The organism is Thermosphaera aggregans, from assembly GCF_014962245.1.
Classification (GTDB): Archaea; Thermoproteota; Thermoprotei_A; order Sulfolobales; family Desulfurococcaceae; genus Thermosphaera; species Thermosphaera chiliense.
This window is the reverse complement of sequence record NZ_CP063144.1, coordinates 998,657-1,021,147: the sequence shown is the minus strand read 5'-3', so window position 1 is coordinate 1,021,147 and position 22,491 is coordinate 998,657. Positions and strand designations below refer to the sequence as shown.

At 43.9% G+C, this 22,491-nt stretch carries 23 protein-coding genes; 3 read left to right on the top strand and 20 right to left on the bottom strand.

Annotation, left to right across the window (positions count from 1 at the left end; all coding sequences use genetic code 11):
* Positions 1-2: 2 nt before the first annotated feature.
* Genes IMZ38_RS05780 through IMZ38_RS05770 form a run of 3 tightly spaced genes read right to left on the bottom strand, consistent with a single transcriptional unit; the run spans position 3 to position 2,139 of the window.
* Positions 3-917 carry a biotin--[acetyl-CoA-carboxylase] ligase gene (locus tag IMZ38_RS05780; protein WP_193435944.1) on the bottom strand — a complete coding sequence of 305 codons (915 nt, stop codon included), beginning with the start codon at positions 915-917 and terminating at the stop codon, positions 3-5.
* Positions 918-926: 9 nt separating this feature from the next.
* Positions 927-1,574 (bottom strand): YkgJ family cysteine cluster protein, encoded by a 648-nt coding sequence (locus tag IMZ38_RS05775; protein ID WP_193435943.1) that lies wholly within the window; start codon positions 1,572-1,574, stop codon positions 927-929.
* 22 nt (positions 1,575-1,596) lie between these two features.
* A complete protein-coding gene (locus tag IMZ38_RS05770) occupies positions 1,597-2,139 on the bottom strand; it encodes a nicotinamide-nucleotide adenylyltransferase (RefSeq protein WP_227410839.1) in 543 nt (180 codons plus the stop codon).
* Between the two features lie 67 nt (positions 2,140-2,206).
* Here IMZ38_RS05770 and IMZ38_RS05765 point away from each other — a divergent pair, with 67 nt between their 5' ends.
* A complete protein-coding gene (locus IMZ38_RS05765) occupies positions 2,207-2,794 on the top strand; it encodes a site-2 protease family protein (RefSeq protein WP_193435942.1) in 588 nt (195 codons plus the stop codon).
* Here the strand turns inward: IMZ38_RS05765 and IMZ38_RS05760 are convergent.
* The 13 genes from IMZ38_RS05760 to IMZ38_RS05700 form a co-directional block, all read right to left on the bottom strand.
* Positions 2,788-3,168 carry a hypothetical protein gene (locus IMZ38_RS05760; RefSeq protein WP_193435941.1) on the bottom strand — a complete coding sequence of 127 codons (381 nt, stop codon included), beginning with the start codon at positions 3,166-3,168 and terminating at the stop codon, positions 2,788-2,790. The genes IMZ38_RS05765 and IMZ38_RS05760 overlap by 7 nt on opposite strands.
* On the bottom strand, positions 3,165-3,593 hold the full coding sequence (locus IMZ38_RS05755; protein ID WP_193435940.1) for a hypothetical protein: 429 nt from the start codon (positions 3,591-3,593) through the stop codon (positions 3,165-3,167). Before IMZ38_RS05755 ends, IMZ38_RS05760 begins: the two co-directional genes overlap by 4 nt.
* A gap of 2 nt (positions 3,594-3,595) precedes the next feature.
* Positions 3,596-3,844, bottom strand: a complete 249-nt coding sequence (locus IMZ38_RS05750; RefSeq protein WP_193435939.1) for a hypothetical protein — start codon at positions 3,842-3,844, stop codon at positions 3,596-3,598.
* A gap of 12 nt (positions 3,845-3,856) precedes the next feature.
* A complete protein-coding gene (locus IMZ38_RS05745) occupies positions 3,857-5,425 on the bottom strand; it encodes an HD domain-containing protein (RefSeq protein WP_227410838.1) in 1,569 nt (522 codons plus the stop codon).
* A 67-nt stretch (positions 5,426-5,492) separates the two neighbouring features.
* Complete coding sequence (locus IMZ38_RS05740) at positions 5,493-5,681, bottom strand: helix-turn-helix domain-containing protein (protein ID WP_193436940.1); 189 nt, start codon at positions 5,679-5,681, stop codon at positions 5,493-5,495.
* A gap of 66 nt (positions 5,682-5,747) precedes the next feature.
* Positions 5,748-6,605, bottom strand: a complete 858-nt coding sequence (locus IMZ38_RS05735) for an ACT domain-containing protein (protein ID WP_193435938.1) — start codon at positions 6,603-6,605, stop codon at positions 5,748-5,750.
* Between the two features lie 65 nt (positions 6,606-6,670).
* Positions 6,671-7,936, bottom strand: a complete 1,266-nt coding sequence (locus IMZ38_RS05730; RefSeq protein WP_193435937.1) for a hypothetical protein — start codon at positions 7,934-7,936, stop codon at positions 6,671-6,673.
* Positions 7,933-8,325, bottom strand: coding sequence for a hypothetical protein (locus IMZ38_RS05725; protein WP_193435936.1), 393 nt, complete (start codon positions 8,323-8,325; stop codon positions 7,933-7,935). The genes IMZ38_RS05730 and IMZ38_RS05725 overlap by 4 nt, the downstream gene beginning before the upstream one ends.
* Entirely contained in the window at positions 8,322-9,431 is a 1,110-nt protein-coding gene (locus tag IMZ38_RS05720; RefSeq protein ID WP_193435935.1) for a hypothetical protein, read from the bottom strand. The genes IMZ38_RS05725 and IMZ38_RS05720 overlap by 4 nt, the downstream gene beginning before the upstream one ends.
* The gene (locus tag IMZ38_RS05715) at positions 9,428-12,046 is read right to left on the bottom strand and encodes a DUF2341 domain-containing protein (RefSeq protein ID WP_193435934.1); all 2,619 of its coding nucleotides are present in this window, start codon (positions 12,044-12,046) and stop codon (positions 9,428-9,430) included. The genes IMZ38_RS05720 and IMZ38_RS05715 overlap by 4 nt, the downstream gene beginning before the upstream one ends.
* Positions 12,047-12,799: a hypothetical protein gene (locus IMZ38_RS05710; RefSeq protein ID WP_193435933.1), complete on the bottom strand. Its 753-nt coding sequence runs from the start codon at positions 12,797-12,799 to the stop codon at positions 12,047-12,049.
* A gap of 46 nt (positions 12,800-12,845) precedes the next feature.
* Complete coding sequence (locus tag IMZ38_RS05705; protein ID WP_193435932.1) at positions 12,846-13,628, bottom strand: hypothetical protein; 783 nt, start codon at positions 13,626-13,628, stop codon at positions 12,846-12,848.
* A gap of 13 nt (positions 13,629-13,641) precedes the next feature.
* Complete coding sequence (locus tag IMZ38_RS05700; protein WP_193435931.1) at positions 13,642-15,387, bottom strand: type II secretion system F family protein; 1,746 nt, start codon at positions 15,385-15,387, stop codon at positions 13,642-13,644.
* Between the two features lie 85 nt (positions 15,388-15,472).
* Here IMZ38_RS05700 and IMZ38_RS05695 point away from each other — a divergent pair, with 85 nt between their 5' ends.
* Complete coding sequence (locus IMZ38_RS05695) at positions 15,473-17,149, top strand: type II/IV secretion system ATPase subunit (protein WP_193435930.1); 1,677 nt, start codon at positions 15,473-15,475, stop codon at positions 17,147-17,149.
* On the opposite strand, the gene IMZ38_RS05690 is transcribed toward IMZ38_RS05695, so the two are convergent.
* Entirely contained in the window at positions 17,150-17,872 is a 723-nt protein-coding gene (locus IMZ38_RS05690; protein WP_193435929.1) for a hypothetical protein, read from the bottom strand.
* 88 nt (positions 17,873-17,960) lie between these two features.
* Between IMZ38_RS05690 and IMZ38_RS05685 the strand changes: the two genes are divergently transcribed.
* Entirely contained in the window at positions 17,961-18,932 is a 972-nt protein-coding gene (locus IMZ38_RS05685; protein WP_193435928.1) for a DHH family phosphoesterase, read from the top strand.
* Position 18,933: 1 nt separating this feature from the next.
* Here the strand turns inward: IMZ38_RS05685 and IMZ38_RS05680 are convergent, their stop codons facing one another.
* The 3 genes from IMZ38_RS05680 to IMZ38_RS05670 are packed head-to-tail and all read right to left on the bottom strand — an operon-like array spanning position 18,934 to position 22,423.
* Entirely contained in the window at positions 18,934-19,419 is a 486-nt protein-coding gene (locus IMZ38_RS05680) for a DUF429 domain-containing protein (protein WP_319637035.1), read from the bottom strand.
* 53 nt (positions 19,420-19,472) lie between these two features.
* Positions 19,473-20,843, bottom strand: a complete 1,371-nt coding sequence (locus tag IMZ38_RS05675; RefSeq protein WP_193435926.1) for an NAD(P)/FAD-dependent oxidoreductase — start codon at positions 20,841-20,843, stop codon at positions 19,473-19,475.
* Positions 20,844-20,899: 56 nt separating this feature from the next.
* Positions 20,900-22,423 (bottom strand): AMP phosphorylase, encoded by a 1,524-nt coding sequence (locus IMZ38_RS05670; RefSeq protein WP_413743233.1) that lies wholly within the window; start codon positions 22,421-22,423, stop codon positions 20,900-20,902.
* Positions 22,424-22,491 lie beyond the last annotated feature (68 nt).

Here is a 22,491-nt window from a genome sequence, read left to right as displayed (position 1 = left end):
TCTCAATCTAAATGAATAATTTTTAAAGCCTCTAACGATGAGATTTTAACGCTTCCTGATCCTGTTTCAACGATTAACTCGCCTAATTCCGATATCGACGAGGCGTTTCCAACAATCTCAGCATCTTTCGTTACAACTTTGACTCTCCTACCAAGGGTTGACAGCTTTTCAAGGTATTCAAGTCTTAGAAGCTCTGGCTTCTCAACAAGCTTCTCCATCCTGGATATCCACCCCGTCAACTTGCTGAATAACCGGTTCCTAGGCACTAGGGTTCCTGCAATCTCCTTTAGGGTTATGGCAGTCTCTAATGGAGGGTCATTGTTAATGTTAATGCCTAATCCAATGTATCCTATAATATCGGAGCCGGAGGTCTCTGCCTCCACCAAGATCCCTGCGAGTTTCTTATCGTTCATCACTATGTCATTAGGCCACTTGATCAATGCATTAATCTTAAACTGGTCTCTTAAAATCCTTGAGAGAAGAACGGGAACCGCTATCGGGAGAAACTGTGCTAAATGAGCCTGTACCCGCATTTTATAAGTAACCCATAAGCCTCCGAGGCTCCCAATCCATGTTTTACCGTGACGGCCCTTGCCGTAAACCTGGTATTCAGCTACAGTGATACTCCATGGAGGATATTTCTTAGCCATGCTCATTGTTGAACCGGCAATAACCCTATAAACATAGTTCCACCCCCATGGCTGTATTGCTCTGAGATTATCGCCTCTGTAGAATATAACGGAGTCTTTTTCCTCCTTAAGCATGAAGTATTTCCTGAGAACTGAGATTAAACCTTCATATTCTTCTCTCGTCAAACCCAGCTCTTTCTCAACAATGGTTGGAGTTACCTTTTCATTTTCCGAGAGCAGTCTTAACAATTCCAGCATTAATGAAAACTCCTCAGCTTCTCTCCCCATTTCTCATCCTCACTTTTTATCTCTAAGGGGTTGAATATTTAATAAGTTAGGCATCTCGGGGAAATAAGTTCTAAGGAACTGATACAGGTTGATAACGGGCGCGCCATGTTTCTCCTCGGCTAGTTCTACAATTCTCTTCTTCCAAAGAGCTGATAGAAGCTCGAAATAAACGTTTCTCGCTCTCTCCATTTCAAGTGATGCCATAAACTCTTTAGGCGTGTAATAGTAAGCAAGCCTATAGGGGTTTTCAACAAACTCTAACCTTCTCATATCCCTGCTCACAACAGGGCATTTCATGCTCAAGCCGTGTTCAACCACAGCGTAAACGTGTCGGTTAACATTGTCAACGTAATACTTGACCTGCTTGGGGACGAAAGGGTAGCTTCTACATATTAATGGCTTCGCAACATCATGTATTAGGCAGAGATTGTTTTTTAGGAAGGTGCATTTACCATCCACCAGCTCCATGACGTAGCTGAATGCTAGGTTGAAGCCGCTGATTTCATCGTACATTTTGTACCCTGGGGAGCTTCTATACTTAAGATTGTATGTGTTTGCCAGAAAGCGTAAAGCAATATCCTCATGGGGGAGTAGGGAAACGGGTGATAGAGTGCAGCATAGTCCGCAGGATGAGCAGGCAAACCTTAAATTCTCCATTTAAATCATACCACCTTGTTCATCAAGCTGTCGCGTAGTATCCGGGTAGCCTCTCCTTGTGCAGCATGATTATTCTTTCCACGCCTTTTATCTCCTCTATAAAATCGGCTACTGGGGGTGGAACCAGTTTCTTCCAGTCAGGGTTTCCATTGACCATTAAATGCCTTATATAGGAGCCGCTATAAATGGTTCTATCCTCAAGAGGAGGTATTATAACATCATATCCTTCCTCCCTGAACAACTGCTGGATAATAGGGTTTAAAGTGATTACATGCGTGAAGGGGGGACTGTAGAGCTTCACGTTGTGAACAGCAGCCCGGTTAACCTCCATCGTTGGCAGAGTGACTGTTATAATCCTCGACAAGTCTAGTCCAGCCCATTTAAGCGACTCGCGTATCATAACCAATCTCTCACCGCACGTGAAAGGGTTTTCGGGAGTGTGGCTTTGACTAGCCATCCCTACCATCACAATGACCTCGTCGAACTTCTCGTAGCAGTATTTTACTGCTTTCAAATGACCATAGTGGAATGGCTGAAACCTTGCGATCATCAGGCATCTTTTCATAAGTACCCCTTTAGAAGTTAAGTTTAAGATGGTTATAATAAATTCTTGCTTAACCAAGGTGGACTAGATGGATTATGACGAGTTTTTATCGCTCGCCATAGCCTCACTAGCGATAGGGTTTGTGTTTGCATCCAGCCAGCTGTATCGTTTAAACATTGTTTCTTTCTCTTTAGTGTTTTCAATAGCCGTGTTATCTGTGATCAGCCACGAGATAGCCCACAGGCAAGTAGCTAGAGTAATGAATTGCTACAGCAGGTATGTTTTACACCCTATAGGGTTGTTGATAACTCTTGCCAGCTCACTACCGTTCGTGCCTATAAAGTTCATCATGCCAGGTGTTACAGTGATAATGCCTAGGACATACGATTACTTAGAGCTCAGGAGGATAGAAGGTGTAACTTCGTTAGCAGGGCCTGTGACGAACATAGTTCTAGCCATGTTAGGATTCATGTTGATTAACTTGTACCCGAGCTTGCCGAGTTATTATTCGAGTCATGTTTACTATTTAGTATATATAAATGCATGGATAGCGCTTTTCAACCTGCTCCCAATTCCTCCGCTGGACGGGTCAAAAGTATTTAGGTGGAATCCTATACTTTACCTGTTATCTGTGGCAGCTTCAGCAGGATTGTTTTTAACGACAATAATCTATTGAGTCCTACCTAGTTTTTGATAATATTTTTCAATCTTCTCAACAATCTCCTTAATTCTTTCATGCTCCATGCTTGTGATACACTGTTCCACTAATTCACTGCGCATTTTCTTGTACTGGTCTAGAGGAATTTGCCCTCGCGACAAAAGCTCATCAACCTTTGAAATACAATCCTGCTCGAATCCTTTAAGGGAGGCTGTTAGAATGTAGATGTCCTCGTATTTAGGGTCAGCCTTCTTTATGGTAACAAGCCCCGTAAGCTCCGATTTCACAACGAAATCCTTCACCAATGGTAATTCGTGTTTCTCGAAGACAAAGCAACGATAATACTTGAAGGCTTTGAGCACTCTCTCAGCAATCTTTAATGCTTCACTCATTTCTCATCACCTAACCTTGTTCTCGTAACATTCAATTTAATAGCTTCAGCGAATATTCTAACCAGCCACGCGTAGACGGGGTCTCCCGCAACCCTGGTTAACACTCCACTATTATATCTCGCCTTGTAGACGAGCACTCCTTTGTGATTAAAAACATTCACGTACCCTTTCACCCTGTTTAAGTAGTTTTTCACGAACCATCCGTATATTGCGAAATCACCGTGTTCTAGTCTTATTTTGATAAGTTTTGCATGCCCTTTAACATAGGTTGGCACACCTTGTTTTTCCTCGGCGACTACATCTCCTGAAGGTCTCACGAGGCCCTTGCTTTTCTTATAAATTAGTAGAATGCTAGAGGAAACATGCTTACTACTACGGCTTCGCGAGTTCTCTATCAAGAAATCTCCTATGATGTTGACGCTCATTTCTACTTACCTCTCACGTTCAGCACCGAGTTTTCAACAAGCGAGACATCTAAACTAGGCGCAGTTGCGATCATCACTAGAGGGGTCTGGGAAAGCTGCCTGTTAACTCTAACTTCAACATCTTTGAAAACGATTTGTTTCACCCCGTCATACTCCACGGTTTTGACAAGCCTGCCGTTTTCCCCGTAGAACTCCAGTTTAACACGGTATTCCTCGGGAAGAAACGTAAGGGTTATGAAGACCATTTCCAAGTAGCATCACCGTTACATAGTCATGCTCTTATGCTCTATTGAATCCATATGTTGAAACAAGGTCTTTAATGCTTCATCGTATTCCCTCCTTGTCAAACCCAGAGTAGACTCTATTGATGATTCTAATGCTTTAGAAATAATGGGCTCCAGCTCCACATCATATTTTTCCCTTGCGATGTACGCTCGGAAAATAACCATCAAGGGTAGCCCCTCTTCCAGCAAGTCAACTTCCCTGTCTAGAGTGATTTCTCTACCCGATTTCTTCCCAAGGTAGAGCCTGATATAGGGTCTTTTGCCGGAGCCGTCGGGTATTAGCACGCTCTTGGACACGGGCGAGATATCCAAGATATCAATCCACACGTCCTCGTAGCCAATGTTCTTGTCTTTCACCGCGGATACTACTTCCTCAAGGATGAGGTTCTGGACTCGCTGCCTATACATTTGATCAAACATTAACTTTAACAGTTCTTTCAGGTAGGTCAAGCCTTTTGAAGCATACAAAATATACTCTCGGCCCACGCGTCTATACGGGGGTTTTCTATCAATCATTATGGTTCTGCAAAGCCTCCCTATATCGTCGTTAGCGTATAAAGCATGATCCATCATTAACTTGTACATGAACACGTCTGTTAGCTCAAGGTATGGGTACGGGTTTCCGGTTGAAATCATTGTGACTCTCTCAGACAGGTTGTACGTGGACTCCATTTTCGCGAGGATATCGTTTAGAACACGGTCGAAAGCCCTGTTAACGCTATGATAGTAAACATGCTCGTACATACCGGCCTTGGCAACCATGTACTCCCGGAATTCACCCCAAGCGGTTCGATCTAATACAAGGATATAATTGTCCCTCGCTTCAAGAGGGTAGGTGTTTATGTATAGTCTCTCATGATGGATGTAGCCATACTCGCTTGCCCCCGTGTAATAGCTGTCCCTTTTGAGAAAATCAACGATATCAGTTGGGTAAAGGCTATCCTTTATTATCCAGCGGTAAACATTCAGTATTTTGCTACCCGGTTCTCTCTCCCGCAGAAGCTCTAGCAAGATTTCCGTGAGGTGGGGGAAGTCATGGATTTTTTCAAGCTTCAATAAGGTATCTTCTAGGAGCTGTTCTATTAGTCTAACCCCGATCCTCTCATGATTACTTAGCTCGGGCGGGATTTTTCCACTTCTCCATAAAACCATTTCCTCAAACGCATGGCCAAACGCTGCGTGCCCTACGTCGTGAAGCAATCCTGCAAGCCTGGTGGCCTCAACCAGGCTTCTAGCCGGAAATCCCTCCAGAGCTGACTCCCCGTAAAGGGCTATGATCTTATCCGTATAATCTTGGGCTACAATACCGCTTAAATGCATGACTCCTAAGCTGTGTTGAAACCTTGAGTGCATTGCACCAGGGTATACTAAGTGCGCGGTTTGCAGCTGGAGGATGTATCGGAGCCTTTGAAGCAGGATACTGTTGACTACAGGTTCTTCAACTTCTTTATTGAAAGTGACATAGTTATATATGGGGTCGCTAACAATTTTCCAAGTAAACATTAATGGAAAATACTTGCTCGAGTGGATTAGGCTCAACAGCGTCACCGTTCTTAAAATACGGGGTTAGATATTGAGAAGTAGCCTTTAAAAAGATAATTAGTTCAAGACAGCTTTATTTTGCAACCCAGCCCTCCGGCATCCTGGAAGCCCTGTTTTCCTTCCTAAGATCGTGTAGTCTCGCTCTCACAGTATTATAGTTCAGCCCGGTCATTTGAGCAATCTGTTTAGGACTTAAAGGCGTCTTAGAATTCTTCAATGCTTCATATACTTTTTCCTTAATGTTTTTAGATTCTCCGACCATTTGATCCAAACCCCTTGATCTGATCATACATGATAACTTTAAAAACGGTGGGATAGAGGAGAATGGTTACTTAGAATACTCGTATACCCTTACTTCAAACAAATCTCTTTGACTACCTCTAGGCAAGGTCTCGAGAACGTGTACTTCAACTCTTCTACCAGTTAAACTGGATAGATAACCTTGGATCATCCCTATTGTGAATTCGGGTAGTGCCCTTGTTTGCTCCAAGTTTCTCAGTATTAAAGATTCTAAATTATTATATATTTCAATATTGAAGACTACCCCGTTCTTATAAGTTACCTTAGCGTTGCCAAAACCCATCGAAGAATAGACGCCTTCGAAAAACCTGAGGGCGTTTTCATACTGGTGTTCAATGCTCAGGTGTTCAGCCGACTCACCTAGAAACTCGTTATACAGTCCTGTCCCAAAGGCTACTCCCATGTTTCTAATTAATGCTAGCATTAAAGCATCAGGGTGTTTACCGTAGACGAATTTATACACTTCCCCCAGAAGAGGTTTTGGAAGAATTAATGACTCCAAACCCATGAATTCGGCAACGGAGTTTGGTATGAACAGGAAGTTCTCCCTGGAATCGTAAACGCTGACTTCGCTCACGATTTTGCCGAGCTCTTTTCTCATGCTTTTTGAAAGCTCCTCGCCGCATTCCCTATCACAGTTTTCAACCAGTAGGAACAAGTCTCCATACTCTCCTTTAACTATGCTGGGCGTTGTGATGTTAACAATGTTAAGGCCTGCCTTGCTCACAACCTCAGTCACTTTCGCTACAACGCCAACCTCGTTTTTAAGTTTCAGATATAGGAGAATACCATCCTCCGTCGTCATCCTGAAGGCTGTGGGAACGATCACCTTTACGAAATCATTATTTCCTTTCCCTAGCCTCACTATATTCGCCAGAATTCCCATAATCCCCCTGTGGTTAATCGATTTGAAAAGGTTTTAAAACGATCTGACTCAAAGGTGATGGAGAATCAGCTAACATACTCTGGTGGGAAAACAGCCCTCTCATCCCCGTAAATGTTGAAAGGCACGCTGTCAAGCCAGTCTCCGTACGCGGTATTGGCGTAGTGTTTAAACACTATTTTAACCCCGTTGTACAAGTTCACTCCCTCTATTCGGGTTGTGAGAAGTCCAGCCCATAGGAAGGCAACGGTGACGCGTTGAAGCTTGGAAGAGGGATCTGTGATAGTGTATGGTGGGGCGAAGGTATCGTCATAGTCTCTGTGCGAGAGCACAACCTCTCTCCAAACGACGGCTTCTTGGTTCCACATGTTGCTGTCAGTACTATTGATTTTGAAAATCAAAAGCGTAGTACCATTCCCGTAATAATAGCTTACAATCGGCCTTATTGTTATGTTTCCTTGAGTAGTATTGAGGAATGATAGGCGCTTCAGCATCACGCTGTAAAGGGTTAAATAGGTTTCACTCGGGTTAACAATGTAGTGTGCTTTAATCCCGTTCAAATCTACATATGCATTTATGTACACGGGGAGGTATATTCCATCATCGCTCCAGGAGCCAGTGTAAAATCTTGTTGAATACCCGATTTCAACATATCTGATCATTCTCCTGTATCCAGCTGTCGCAGAGTATATGTCCAGTGTTGCATTCAGCCTAAGCGTAGCCTTGGATTCCGAGAAATTGCCGTAAGATGCCACTTCTATTCTGTAGAATCCCCCTATCGAGCTTGTGTAGATAACGTATCCGTAGCTTGCCATCATATCTCTCCAATTATTGAGCGTTATCTCAGCAATCCTTGCGGCCCTGAAAAAGTATGAATACGCTGCTTGTTGTAGCGAGAACGTGTAGTTGCTCATTGACCAGTTGAACCCTGGTGAAGTATAGTTTGAGTCGCACTTTCCTATGCACCTGAAATCATCATAATTGTACAAGGTCCACAGGGTCGCGGTACATTTTCTTCTATCGGTGCTTGGTCCAGGACACCCGTCAACGATGGTGCATGTCCTGGTCCAGCTACCGTATTCTTTAACCACATCGCTGTAGAGATTCCAGTAAGTGCTTTCGAAACCTTTCGACGCGTTTTGTGAGGCGGCTGAGAGAGCGCTGAGGAGGATGCTGTCCAACTGGTCTGTAATATATGTCCACTCTCCTGAGCTACCTGTTTCAAGAACTGTGAGGGAAGTATATGTGATTGTTGACGTGGTGTAGATTATTGTTGTAACCGTGAGCGATGCCACAAGGACTAGGGCTATTATGATTGGGAGCTGAGCCTTCATTTGTAACCAACCCTTATGGAGTATGTTAAAATAGTACCCATGATCGTTCCTTTCGAGTACACGAAAGACCTAATATAGAGCTGCTCTTCGGGAATGGTTAACGGGGATATCTCGTACGTGTCTTCCGAGACAACCTGATTGCTAACTAAGTCAACTTCTCTAATAGACACGTAGCAGTAGACAGCACCTGTAGTGTTTATGATCGTGTGGGCTAGGTCTCTCGCAGTCCAGTAAGGTCTTTGCCTGAGGATGTTCGGTATGTCGTATACTACCTCGTAAGACCTGGAGACGCCGGTGTGAGAATATATCTGTGTGAACAATACCAACACTGCTATGGCTATGATGGTGAAAGCTATGGAAGCAGAAATTACTTGAACCTGCCCCCTCATTTCCTCCACACCTTTATCTCTATTAAGTAATCAAACATCCCAATTCTTATGTTGGAGTATCTTGTTGTAGCCTGAGGCGGAGGTGTTTCCCCGAAAACCCATTCATTAGGATATATGGGTATGAAAACGCTTCTAGTGTTGTCAAAGAGAGAGACCAGCAGCAAATTGTATAATGGTGTGGTTAAGCTATTGACATATGTGTAATTTCCTCGTATAAAATCGCCCTGCCCTCTAATGTACTCCCTTTTCACGTCAACTCTCATACTCAATATTTTATACGCTACGTGTGTTGTGTTCCAATTGACTGAAGAACCGTAGTAGGATATCGTGGTAATGTTGTATGGCCTCCTTAAGATGGTTCCCCCCGCTGAAAACTCTATCCATTCTGTGACGTTGTAAGTGCTTGTTAGATACTGGCCGAAACTGGGCGCCGTGTAGTAGTATATCGTTGCGTTGTGGAGTGTTTTATTAATGCCTGGTACTGTAACAGGGGTCAAGTTATTCCTGGGCGTTATCACAGTCAACCCGTCTATATTTACTGGGTCACCAGTAAGCATTCCAGGCGCGATCCAAGTGGCTATGAAACGGTTATTTTTGGACTCCTGAACCACTATTATTACTCCAGGGTCTTTGACGGTTAGGTTGTAAAGTGCCACTTTAAACCGGTATAAACCACCAGGAGTTGTACCATCGTAGATTAAGGGGACTACTAACGCGTTCCTACCATTCTTGTCGACTAAGAAAATAGTTGTAGAGAGATTATAGATTGATGCAACGCCAATACTTGAGTATGGAGTCACATTAATCTCTTGTATTGGAGTATAGATTTTCGCGTAAACTCCATAGCCTCCTTGCATGAACGGGTTTAAGTAACTTGTTAAGGTGGAGTTTAAGGCTTCACTAACCTCTATCACCCCCTGGGTATAATTCCCTATGCTGAACCCGTAGAGTAATACGTACTTCAAAGCTTCTTCAAACGAGTAGGAAATAGTCTCAAGCCCTGTAGCAATTCTCGGAACATAGTAGGTTGTGGACAACATGTTGTAAAGAGGGATGAATGAGAGGATTATCAATATGGCAAGTAGATACTCTATGATCTCCTTCACGCTCTCCTCCCCCTGACGACCATTGATAACGCGTAATGGGAGTCCGGTATCACAATGATGAACAAGTCGACCAGGAGCTCGCTGGAAAACACTATTCTGTCAACATATTCAACTATCTTCACCTGAGGAGGGGTCGGAATACTTAGGGACTCAGATAAGTAACTGGGCTTGGCCAAAGGCTCCGGGTCAACGAACGGTCTTACACGGATCCATTCGTATATTCCTGTCAAGTTGGCACTGCCCTGTCCGGTTGACTCATACACCATTAACCCTACAAAGAATGTGAAATTAGCGGCTAACTTATATGTGAAGTTGTACGGGTTATAGGTGGAGGGGGTTGTATTATAGTAGTTCGGGTTCAAGATGAAGTAGTAGAGTTTTTGATTAAAGTACCCTATGCTGGTTATGTTGTAGCCAGCTCTTAGATTTGTGTCAGTGATTGCTTGTGTCTTAATATGATATTCCACGCCCTGTTGGCCCGTGGTAAATATCAACCCGCCGTCGATTATGAGAGGTTGTTGAAGATATGGTCGAAACATCAGCACCATTCCTCCGGAGACAAGGCTGGGGTACTCGATCCTGTCTATTAACTCCCCGTTATAGTAGAAGAGAAATTCCACCGGATACATCTCGCCTAGTATCGGGTATGTTGTGAGGTCGAAAACAGCTATTCCAGATTCATCGACCGTGGAGCTCTGGGCGTAAACTGCTTGCTTCTCAACCCTAGTGGTGTTGGTTTCATTATCGTAGACCAGTACGTCCTTGTAATCGACGATGGTAATTTCCCAGCCCGGGGAAAGACCAATGATGTAGAACTTTTTAGCGTCAAAATATATATTGGTATTGTTATTGTATCTACACGATATGAGATCGTCAAACCATAATTCACTGGAACCTAATATTTCGCTTGGCGAGTGTGCGAAGGGACCCACGTACTCAGGCTGGTAGACATCTAGGGTGCCCCTTCCCGAGTACTCAAGTATTGTTGATCCATTATCAGGATTTATCACCTGAAATGAGTACTCTGAATTCGCAACTCCAGGCGATTTAACCGATACATAAATGATTACCCAATTGGGAAAGATTATATTGGACACCGAGGTAGAGTTTAACACCGTAAAATCTGTGAGAGCGGGTAATGGGTTTTTGCTATACAATAGTTTTAGAACATTCCCGCTAGAATCAAACTGTAATCCTAGGTAGAAGCCTCTTGTGCGTCCTAAATCCTCAGAGATTAAAACCCCTCTGATAGTGCTTGTGTTATCAATCCTTACCTTATACAGGATTTGATAGTATTCTTGGCCTGGTTGATATCTTATTAACGGAGGATTTTCCCTCAGGGCTATTGCGTAGTATCCTTTCCCGGGGGTGTAGGATAGGCTTGTCGCGTTTAGAAATGTATCGTTTCCCATAGAGGAGATGTCCCAGGTCCCATATATCACCGTGTAGTTATCTAGAGATAACGATGGGTCCACGATGACGGGTCTGAGTGTTTCATTAAATACTTGTGCAGCATCGCCCACGTTGACCAGTCCGAGCAAGTACTCAGCATCCTTGTTGGCACTGCTGTAGGGCTTTCCCAGCGCTTCCACTAAAACTCCCTGGTATTGGTCGAGCATTATAAACCTGTTATAGTACAGAATGACGAAGCCGTTATTTTTAATGTCAAGCAAGGCGTTTAACAACCCGTTTGGAAGCAAATTGTAAGAATACGAATGCAATGGTCTCACGTTCCACAGTGGCGACCGTGACAGCAAGTCTTGCAGGGAGTTGTAACGTGTGAAGCTATCGTAGAACAGGAATATCCCGGGATCGCTTCTCTCAGCCGCATACGGGTTCCCCCAGTACAGGTAGATCGTCTTATTCTCCAATGGTTGAATGCTGGGTATTTGAACCCAGACCCTCGCGTAATTAGGCTCCCAACTATCTATCCAATACTTAAGGGTTGAAACCCCGTCGGAGTCTGCAAAGCGGACATCACTCCGGGATGGAGTGTAAACTGTTTCCTGATAGGTGCAGTTGAGTATTGAAGGATCAAACTCTATTTTAACCAAGTAGTTTGAAAGAGTAGTGTTAGCTCTCTCCTTGACATATACCGGGGAGCGGCAGAACCACAGGATCCCGCTCTCCACATAGCCTTCTGCGGGGTCAAAACCTTGTGTAACTCTTTCAACTATGAGCTCGCCTTTAGCAAATCTTAAAGGAGCTACTAGATCTGTTGGCTGAAATAAGAGGGAGATACTGTAGACTTTTTTATCCGCTGTGGAGGCTATCACGTAGAATGCTTGCGGATTATAATCCCCCCTCTCTCTTAGCCTGGGGAACTCTGAAGCTAGGACTTCTCCTCGACCAATATAAACGTTATAGCCTTTTTCACTTGATATTTCTACAGGTATGTTCAAGCTAATGCTGGATTGATTGGAGTTGGCCAGGTATGTCGAGGAGTAGAGGGATCTGATGCTTGCTGCTATCTTATCGGATATGTATTGCAGTATAGCTGTGTAATTATTGATCATGGTTATCTCGGACATGGACAATCCATACATAAAGAGGCCTACTAATAAGGCTACTATGAAACCCGTTCCAATAGCGTGGAGTAATGAAGGAGTCGGCATTCAGTTCACCTCTATTTCAAGGTTGTACACGGTTATTATGTAAACAAGGGGCGTCCCTGGAGGGATGGTCGACAGGTTTCTAGGCGTTAATGTTAACGTCTTCTCCAGTATCATGTCTGTGAAGGTTATTGACATGTTTAACGCGTATCCGGAAAACGTGAGTGGGCTACCTGTCATTGACATTCTCACAACGCCTCTCGGCCTATCCTTGTACTCAAGCCTAACGGTTAAATTGTAGTAGGATATCCTGTAGATAAACGTTACACCGGTTAAACCCCTGGTGACCTCGCTTTCTACTAGAAGCCTGCAAGTATCCAGGTATAATCTGGTCTCACCCTGACTATAAGTCTCCAATACTCTTGGAATGAGCCGGGGATCGGCTACAACGTGCTGGTTTCCTCCGTATATGGTTGCATTAGGCCTTGAAAATCCTCTTACTCCTGAGATCAGCCCTGTACACTCGAAGTAGTGCGCCGGTATCTGGCTATTGTTGAAGAAGATGCTGATGGATCCTACCTTACCGTAACCTGTTGACTGCTGGTACATGGGAATTGAGATCTCGTAGGATCCTCCCATCATTGGAATGACTAAGGAGTTTCCGATTGACAAGAAAGCCTGCCTGTAATACATATATTCAGTAGTGGTGTTAAACCCCGCCATGCTTACGAATGTGTAAAAACTTAAAACTCCGAGCAAAGCTAGTAAAACAGATGTGATCAAAACAGTTGAGAAAGTCTCGGAGACGGACTTCATTCCAATACCTGATAAATAGTTAGTAGCTACCTGGTTTAAATATTTTTTACGACACCAGCACCGCTATTTTCTTATACACGATTCTGACAGTGAGAGACCCTGTTACAGGATCTATTGTGTGATTTGGCGGTAAGATATCTTTGAGAGTAATTACTGTTTGATTAAGAATTAATGTAAGGTTTTGAACAGATGAAAACTCTGAAACGCTGGCATAATAAGGTTCGTATTTCAGCCTTATTGAGCCGGTTCCCATCACGGTTGGGGGCTCCGATATGTTGTAAAATCCCCCGAAATCGGCTATGAGTATCTCCAAGTAGTAGTTCGATGGCCCTATTTTATACATGGAATAGTAGATTCTTGCGGTATCAAGCTCGATCATTGTCCATCCGTTATAGTAGTATTCGCGCACGAGGGCGAGTTGCTCGATCTCGTTCACAACAGTCTGGTTTTTCCCATAGACAATAGACCCTCTTACATCTTCCAGAACATTTCTGCGAATACCCCCGGTTAACGCGTAGAATTCGGTCTTATTGAAAGCTTGTATTAATGAATTATTACTCAGCTCCAGCCTAATAGTGAGATTCACAGGTATCTTCTTGAAACCTAAGGCTACAAGGGAGCTGGGATGCCGAGTGTAAACGGTTTGACCATTAAGGATTTCAGGAATGCTAAAGGCTATTTCGCGGAAAAGAGATTTCACATACCCGTACTCCACGGAAGCTGTTGTAGCATCAACACTAAAGGTTGAGAAGAAGAATATTGATAAAGAAATCAGTACAACAGTCATGAAAAGGATCATTATTACTAATGGCTCGCTGACACTTTTCACTTTGAAAGCCTCCTCACAAGAAACCGGTGAAAACTTTTGAGAACATGAAGAACAGCATCGTGACCAGGGTGAGAATCAAGGCGTGTTTAAACCCGGCTGCTACGCTCCCAGACCCAACTTTGCCGGCGACAAGGCCCATTAGATAAGTATTCAGAACAATGCTTGGGAGAACTGTGGAGGCCGCGGCCTTGAACTGGCCGGATGCTAAAGGTATTCTCCCCATGTAGACAGCCATGAATACTATGGTGAAAGCAGTTAACACTGCACCTAGGTACGGAACTATCATGAGCGTCCTCATGGAACGTTTCTTCTCAGCTTCTATTGCTTCAATGCTTTCCGCGAACCATGCAAGGTTCTCGAGAACGTCTACAGTGCCCCCGCCTACCTCGATCGAGTCGGTCAGGATGAACAGGAGTACCTTGGCCCTCCATGGTTTGATCTTCTTGAATAATTCTTCGATAATTTTCCTTAGTGGAACTCCTAGTGTGAGCTCTAGAGATATTTTCTTCAAGTACTTGGAGAACACGCCGTAGTCCCTGCTTGATAACTCGATTATGCTTTTTTCAGGTGGAAGACCTGTTTTCCTGACCTCAACAAGGTCTCTTATGAATCTTGTGATTCCATTATTGATGGTGTACTCTCTCGCGACGTATTCAGCATAGATCAGTGAAGGTATTATGCTAATTATCAGTGTCATTGACAATGCTATAGAGGACTCCACAAAGGTTAGGTTTGGAGGAACATCGGCTAACTTCATAGGTAGTATTAGGATGTCGTGAACGGCTGTTACGACAGGGTTATTTTTGAATGCCGGATTCCCGTAGAGCACTATCCCCAGTAACGATAGGACCGCGGCAGATGGAAGTGTGACCCCGAAGAACACGTAGTAAGGTCTCCAATCCATCCAGGCCTCCTTATACTGCATCACATCCCCTAAATAGATGATTGCTATGCTTATGAAGGGCATTAGAATGTAAAGGAGTAGGGTCATAGTTCCAGTGTCTATGCCAAAGGCTATGACCCCGCTATAGCTAGCTGTAACGAAGTATAGGACTGTGAAGCTGATCATAGTTAACAGCACTATTGCCAAGTACGATTCCAACAGTCCACCGAGCCTGTCAGCAATTATTTTCATGCTGACCAGCAGGTCGTTGAATAATGCCCTAGCCCTCTTGTTTAAATAATCTATAACATCGCCTCCAGCCTTTACCGTTGAAATATACCCTGATAGCGTCTCTCTAACTCTAGCGCTGGGGTTTCTATCAGAAAGCATTGCGAAGGCTGTAAGCGGATCCTTGCCTAGAATCTTATTTAATAGTACAAATCTTTGAGCTAGCTCACTGGTTTTCTGAAAAATAACACTGCCTTTTAGTATTCTTTCAAAAGCGATATATGGGGATAGACCGCTCATCACCATGATGCTGAGATAACTAATGGTGTAAGGAAATTCCCCATCAATCGCCGAGGCTCTTGAACCTGAAACGAGGGAGGGTATCAAGATCATTACTATGTATGTAAGAGGTGGTATGGCGAGGACAAGTGGGAGGAAAACTGGAAAACCTAGGAAGAAACTTAACACGCCCAAAGTAGCGGCTACTCCAGCCGAAAGCGCAAGGACAAATAATATGAGCGATGCGTAAACTTCTACGTGGATGTGTATGTTAGACCTTCGTAACTGTTTCGCAACACTCGGCGAGGCCCTTAAAACTTCATCTGCATAATCCCCGAAACACCTGTAAATGAAATCCCAGAATTTCATTGACACACCAATAGAAATAATTAACCTGCTATGTTAATAAATTTTTATAGTAAACCTGTAGATAAAAATAAAGTAGGTCACAGTTATGAATCAAGAAAAAGCGAGAAAGAGATTCTCTCTGTCATCGATTTTAACCATCAGGAAAAAGCCTAAGGAAATTGTTGAAAAAGAAGAGAAGAAACTAAGCATTGAAAGAGTAATGCCTGTCGAAGAACCGTTGAGAATTGTTGAAAGAGACCCTAGCTGGAGGGTTTTAGAGTCATACTACGTCTATAAGCCATTTGTGAAGATAACTATAGCGGAAACCCCAACGGGTCCCATGTATTTCGTTGAGGAGCAAGGATTAACCCCGGAGGACAAGTCTATTCTGTCAAAGCTGGCTGAGATATTAATGGACGAGATACACCCGCCATCTAAACCAGAGGATGTAAGGGATTTGAGAGCTTACGTGTTCAAGGAGGTTGAGAGAATTGCGGAGAAGTATAGAGATAAGCTTGGGCTGGTTGGAGCACGAAGAATTAAAGTATTCTACTATGTTGAGAGAAACCTTCTGGGATATGGAGCGATTGACCCATTCCTGAGAGACCCTAATATCGAGGATTTATCATGCAATGGAGTTAACGTTCCAATTTTCATATGGCATAGGAGATACGAGAGTATTCCGACAAATGTCTCGTTCATGGATGAGGAATACCTCAACGAGCTCATTATGAAACTTGCCCACATGGCTGGCAAGCACATTAGCATAGCCTACCCTGTTTTAGACGCTATGTTGCCTGAGAAACACCGTGTCGCAGCTACCTATGGGCACGAGGTGTCTGTTAAAGGCCCATCTTTCACCATTCGTAAATTCAGGGAGAAACCTTTCAGCGTTATTGAGCTAATTGAACAGGGGAATATTGACAGCCTAACCTCTGCATACATATGGCTCTTGCTAGAGCATGGGAAAACCTTCATGGTGGCTGGCGGCACCGGTACCGGTAAAACAACCTTGTTAAACGCTCTCTCAATGTTCATTAAGCCTGGGATGAAAATAGTTACGATAGAGGACACTCCTGAACTCAACCTTCCACACGTTAACTGGGTTCAGCTCACTAGTAGAGAAGTATATATTGCTGGTGCACAGTCGCTTGGAACTAGCGTAAAGCTCTACGACTTAGTCAAGCTAAGCCTGAGGTACAGGCCTGACTACATCATCGTGGGCGAGGTCCGCGGTGACGAGGCTTTCGTCCTGTTCCAAGCAATGGCTACGGGCCACAGTGGTGCATCAACCATACACGCCGAGACACTAGATTACGCCGTGAAACGTTTAACAAGCCCTCCCATGAATATTCCTCCCACCTACATGAGACTAATGAATGTTTTCATGCATGTTCAAAGAGTTATCACAAGGGTTGAAAAGGGAGTAGTAAAGGTTAGGCGCAGAATAACGGTTGTGCAAGAAGTGGAGGATTTCGAAAAATACATCAAAATTTCAACCTGGGATCCGAGAACGGATTCGCATGTAGTGAATCTTGAAAGGAGTATCCATCTACAGGACATAGCATTGAAGAGAGGTCTTGACGTGAGCGATTTAATAGAGGAGATAAAGCGTAGAAGCACGGTATTGGAATGGATGCTTGTTAAGGGAATAAAAGATGCGTGGGACGTGTCAAGAATAATCTTCGACTACTACTACGAACCTAAAGCCGTCTACGAGAAAGCCAGGTCCGAACTGGAGGAGCTCCTGAAGAAGGAAAGCGTTGAAACTCCTGCTGAGTAATTATTCTTCCAAGCTGGTTTTCAGAATAATATTTAATTTTAAGTCGTAGTTTTCTCTTAACAATGGGAGATCGTTTTTGATGGTTTCAGCGAATTCCTCTTCTAAACACTTCCCAAATATGCCTTTCTTCTTCAAAGCTATGAGAATCGTTAAGTCATCTCCAACAAGCTCGTAAACGAGGTCCACAATCCTGCAACCATAGGCTTCGGCAGTCTCGTTGGCTATTTGACGAAATTCCCGCTTGAACCGTTGAAGCTTCTCAGGGTCCAGCTCGATGGTCTTCGAAGGAAAAGTCGTAGCCTGAGGTTTTTCCGCAGATTTCACAGATGGGGCAGGTTGCTCAGTCTTCTCTTTTTGAACCTCCACAGCTTCCTTCTCTTCTCTCACTTCAAAGACTCTGAGTGTCGTGTTAGGCTGGGAGAGAATATTCATCAATATATCTAGTGATTTCTCCCCCACAATCCGCTCTCCTGTATAAGATTCTACGAAAAGAATAGACGAAACTTTACCGTTTTCTACCAGTACGGATACGCGACCGTTTTCAACGTTCCCCGTCAAAAGATAGGTACCTTTGTTGTGCTTGATTAAAAACTCCTTAAAACTTTGTAAATTTCCTGGTAAAGACTCGACGTACTTGGCTTTCAACAATAATTGAGCCTCGAAAATCACGTCACCAAGCATGTGAAGTCTGTCCTTTTCAACCGGAATATCCCCGGTAGCCAACTGACACTCCTCTAAAACCAACCTAAATAGTCTAAACCATATATAAAATACTCCGGGAAATAATTAAATACTCTATGGCTGAATTGCCATGAAAAATTTGCTAATAACGCATACAGATATGGATGGCGTAGCGGCAGCCGGCTTGTACTTGTACGCTACAGGTATTTCAGATTACAAAGTAATCTACACAGAACCCTATTTAATTAACGAGGTGCTTAGAAGAGTTGTTGTAAATCCGCCGGAGAGAATAGCGGTGTTTGACATTGGGGTCAACCCGGGTGTTTTTAGCCAGGTTTTAGAGGCCATATCAAGCTTAAGCGCTAAAAAAGTAGAGATTGAATGGTTTGACCATCACGTGTGGGATAAAGAATGGGTAGAAAGTATGAGACGGTATGAAGTTAAACTGCATGTAGATAGGGAAACTTGCGGGGTTGGTGTTGTTGCTAAGCATGCTTTTATCAAGAGGTCCAATGTCCCGCCAGATTTCCTGGAAAACCTTGTTAATGGTGTTTGCGGGGGAGACTTGTGGAGATTCGACCACTGGCTTTCACCATTCTACATAAGGCTTGTGAGGAGGAAGGATCCTGTTTCCTGGAAAAATGTTGTGGTTGAAACTATTTCAAGCGGTGTTTACTGGGACAGGGCGTTTGAGGAAAAAGTTCTTGAAGAGTTTGAGAAAGAATTGGAAGAGTTGAGCGAGTTATCGAAAAACATGGACTTCGAAGTGTTCGAGGCCAACGGGTTTAAGATCGGGGTTGTTCACGTTAGGGAAGATGTTGAAAACAGCTTTCTCGCCTCCCTGGTTTTGTCAAGGGTTGGGCTGGATGTGGCTGTAATAGTGTCTCGTGACGGCAAGTTAAGCTTGAGGAGCAGGAATGTAAACGTTAGAGATCTCGCGGTCGCACTCAATGGCGGCGGCCATTTGAAAGCCTCGGGGGCAAAGATTCAAATACCATTAACCGTTAAAATGTTGACGGCTTTTTCCCGAAAGTTTCTCATAGAATACGTTGCAGACTTGATAAAGGACAACGCATCCTATCTGAAACGACTTAGAGATTAACCTAACATAGCGTAGGGAGCAAGTGTACTTCTCCGTCAGCTTCTTTAAAAATCACTGATGTTCCGTGATAATAATGATAAGAAACTATTGATGAGATTAAAGCATCAATGAGATGTTTGTTCCTAAGGGTTGGTGTTTCCTGTTTAAAACCGAAGGACTGGAACAGATTAATGTGAGAACTACACCTGCTTGATTTTAAAGCACTGGTAGGATGTGTTTCAATCACTGCGACATTTCTGCTTTCTAAAATCTTCTTAAGCGCTTGCGCTCTCTCAGCTAGCTCACGCATATATGTGAGAGTTGCGGGGAGGACTCTGAAACCCGCCTTCAACAATGACCTGTCAACCTGCCTGAACGGCTTTCCGGTGAAAGTTAAGGGCGCATCAATGGCTACTATAATCGGCTTGTAGAGGATAATTCTAGAAGCTATTTCATCATCGCTAACCACTAGTGTCAAGTCTATTATTTCTTTAAATGAATTTATCACTGCTAAACCTGAAGGGTTAGATTCTTTGGCTGAAAGATCGAGCCCTGCAAAATTCACCATTTAACTTTTTGCCCTCTATCAAAACCTATTGTTCTCGCGTATTCTTCCACAATGTTTTCAACAAGACTCATCCACTTGGGCAATTCTTCGGGTGATTTAGGATACTCTGTTGAGTGAAGACTCATCAATCGATTCATATAGCTTCTCACTATTCTCAACTGGTTTAGGAGACTTGGTTTTCCCAGCAACTTTATCATTGCGCTAACAGTGTGAAGTATTTTCTCCCCGAGCTCTCCTTTGACGCCTAAATCGTAAACGGAGGAACCGTCAACAATCTTATTCTTCAGTATCCATTCAAAATCATCGTTGCTCAATTTTTGAAGATACATTCTTAAAATATCGAGCCCAGCCTGCTTAGCACCATAAGCCTGCATGTATTTAATGTTCGCCTCCCAGACCTTCTTCTCGTCAACCCCACCGGCTTCTAGACCGTTGCCAATATATGTGGAGACGATGTACGCGGCTTCGAGGCTGGATCCGATCCCGCCCCCATGTACAGGGTTGACAGTGTAGGCGGCATCCCCTACGACGCCAACGTTCCTCCATACGAGGGTTGGAAGAGGTCTTCTCGTCGGCACAATTCCTCCTCCAGCATGGATTAAATCGCCTCTGAAACGGGGTTTCAGGTATTTTTCATAGTTATGTCTTGGATTGTAAACCCCGTTCCAAACAACACCCAGCCCAATGTTTAAAACAACCCGATCATCAGACTTGGGGAACAACCACCAATATCCTCCAGGAGCGACCTCTGCGTTCAAATAAATTAATGCGTACTTAGAGTCCTCTTCTGGAATAGGGTTAACACTCCTAATAACTTCTCTGTACGCAATGTTGAAGTCTGTTGTGAATGGTTTATCAGAGATCGGCCATGTATCGGGGAGTTTTGACCTTAGGGCAGGGCGGGCGCCACTCGCATCTATGAAAGCATTAGCCTTGAGCTCGACCACTGGGCCGTTGACCTTTTTAACTCTTACCTCTTCGACCATATCGTTTTTGATGATAACGTCTGTGAGAACATGGGAATCGTAAAGTTCTACCCCCTTCTTCAGTGCTTCCTCTAGAAGCCATTGCCCGAACCTAACCCTGTTCACGCTGACTCCTTCCCCGGGAACGATTAAGCCGTGTTTTTCGCTAGGACTGTAAATCTTCACTCCCTGGTATTTGTAATCAATTACCTTACTAGGGATTTCCAAGCTTATCTTCTCAAAGTGGTGGATGCCTATCGCGTCTCCACAGGTTTTATCACCTATTTTTTCAGCAGGCTTGCTCTCCACAACAGCAACCTTAAAACCCTTCGAGGCTAGGACAATCGCGGACTCTAATCCGGCTACTCCCGCTCCCACAATTACAACGTCGTATTTCAAGGCAAATCCCTATTACTCACTAATCGCGTGTTTCGATTAAAAACCTGCTTTATCGTTTATGGGAGAGTTTTCAACAACATTCCTTCAACGATTATGGGCTGGGTTTGTGAGAGCAGGTTGACAGCAGTCTCAAGCCTTGAGGCACTGTTACTGTAGAGAGTTATCAACGGATCTCCCTTATTCACCCTGTAACCGACCTTTGCGTGAAGATAAACCCCGGCTCCTTTATCATATGGAGCTCCGCAAGCCCTTGCAAGAGTTGTTATCGCAGCATTATCTAGGTGGGTTACAGCTCCTTCAAGAGGAGATTTTAGAGTGTAAGAGTGTTTCCCTATGGGGATTTCCTCCGGCTTAACATTAGGGTCTCCGCCTTGAGCCTCTATGATTTCCTTAAACTTCTCATAAGCTTTCCCTGAAAGGAAAATCTCTCTGGCAACCTCTTCACCGCTTCCGGCTGGAACCCTCCCGCTTAACTCTAAGACAAGCCCTGCTAGCAGTAAAGCTTTATCGACTAAACTACGACTTCCCCTACCCGTGATTAACGCGGATAAGGCTTCTCTAGCCTCCAAGGCCGGACCGGTTGTTAACCCTATTGGTTGACCACCGTAAGTTATTGCTACTTTAAGAGCAATGTTCATTTTACTCGCCTGCCTTATGAATATTCCAGCCATCTCGTCAGCTTTAGACACCTCCTGTACTTTCGCTCCCCTTCCAGCTGGGATATCTATAACTAGTCTCTCGATGCCCATTGCAAGCTTTTTAGAGAGTATGCTAGCTACCATTTGATAAATAGGATCAATTGCTAGGCGCCTCTCAATGTTTACGAAAATATCGTCAGCAGGTGCTAGGTTAAGCTTTCCGCCCCACGCTAAAACCCCTTTCGTCTTTTTAACAATCTCCTTTATCTCATCAATCGTCAAGTCAACTCTTGCTAATACTTCAACAGTGTCCGCAGTTCCTGCAGGACTCGTTATCGCCCTGCTACTTGTCTTCGGGATCAATAGTCCTGATGCCGCAACGATGGGAACAGTTATAAGGGCTACTTTACTATTACCTGGTACGCCACCAACGCTGTGAACGTCATTAGCGGGCTCTTCGAAAACAATTCTGCTCCCTGTTTCCACCATTGCCTTAATCAAGTAAGTTAATTCCTCCTCTGTTGGTTCATAGAACAATTGGCTTACAAGAAACGCTGCGATCTCGGCTTCCCCGTAAACCCCCTCCACCACATCTTTAACAATTTCTCTGTAATGAGATTCCTCAAGTCTCTCACCTTTCAATCTTTTCTTGAGCGCTGGAAAACTAGGAGGTATGCTTAACGGTTTAATGCCTACAGCCCCACCTTCTTTCAAGCCTAAAGCGTTTGCCAGCTCATTTGTCACCATTAGTGAACCCTTGTTAACCATGGTCTTGGTTGTCATTACTACTCCGGTTTTCTGCTTATCCCCGTGAATGATTAATAGTATGTTGCCTGGAGTTACACCAAGCTCCCGAGCATCGGCTTCATTTAATACAACTATCGGTTTTCCAAAATTAAGGTCTAAAACGCTACCACTATACTCCTTTAGACGTTGTTCCAAGCTTCCCACCGTCATGGGCGGAAAGAGTGCTTTTTAAATATAATCAACCCGGTTTAAAAACTTCTCCG

Bases quoted from the DNA above. Each gene is read 5' to 3' on its own strand.
- IMZ38_RS05755 (WP_193435940.1), bottom strand. From the start codon at position 3,593: ATGAGCGTCAACATCATAGGAGATTTCTTGATAGAGAACTCGCGAAGC.
- IMZ38_RS05730 (WP_193435937.1), bottom strand. From the start codon at position 7,936: ATGAAGGCTCAGCTCCCAATCATAATAGCCCTAGTCCTTGTGGCATCG.
- IMZ38_RS05780 (WP_193435944.1), bottom strand. From the start codon at position 917: ATGGGGAGAGAAGCTGAGGAGTTTTCATTAATGCTGGAATTGTTAAGA.
- IMZ38_RS05685 (WP_193435928.1), top strand. From the start codon at position 17,961: ATGAAAAATTTGCTAATAACGCATACAGATATGGATGGCGTAGCGGCA.
- IMZ38_RS05735 (WP_193435938.1), bottom strand. From the start codon at position 6,605: ATGGGAATTCTGGCGAATATAGTGAGGCTAGGGAAAGGAAATAATGAT.
- IMZ38_RS05740 (WP_193436940.1), bottom strand. From the start codon at position 5,681: ATGGTCGGAGAATCTAAAAACATTAAGGAAAAAGTATATGAAGCATTG.
- IMZ38_RS05695 (WP_193435930.1), top strand. From the start codon at position 15,473: ATGAATCAAGAAAAAGCGAGAAAGAGATTCTCTCTGTCATCGATTTTA.
- IMZ38_RS05715 (WP_193435934.1), bottom strand. From the start codon at position 12,046: ATGCCGACTCCTTCATTACTCCACGCTATTGGAACGGGTTTCATAGTA.
- IMZ38_RS05775 (WP_193435943.1), bottom strand. From the start codon at position 1,574: ATGGAGAATTTAAGGTTTGCCTGCTCATCCTGCGGACTATGCTGCACT.
- IMZ38_RS05700 (WP_193435931.1), bottom strand. From the start codon at position 15,387: ATGAAATTCTGGGATTTCATTTACAGGTGTTTCGGGGATTATGCAGAT.
- IMZ38_RS05710 (WP_193435933.1), bottom strand. From the start codon at position 12,799: ATGAAGTCCGTCTCCGAGACTTTCTCAACTGTTTTGATCACATCTGTT.
- IMZ38_RS05760 (WP_193435941.1), bottom strand. From the start codon at position 3,168: ATGAGTGAAGCATTAAAGATTGCTGAGAGAGTGCTCAAAGCCTTCAAG.
- IMZ38_RS05765 (WP_193435942.1), top strand. From the start codon at position 2,207: ATGGATTATGACGAGTTTTTATCGCTCGCCATAGCCTCACTAGCGATA.
- IMZ38_RS05725 (WP_193435936.1), bottom strand. From the start codon at position 8,325: ATGAGGGGGCAGGTTCAAGTAATTTCTGCTTCCATAGCTTTCACCATC.
- IMZ38_RS05770 (WP_227410839.1), bottom strand. From the start codon at position 2,139: ATGAAAAGATGCCTGATGATCGCAAGGTTTCAGCCATTCCACTATGGT.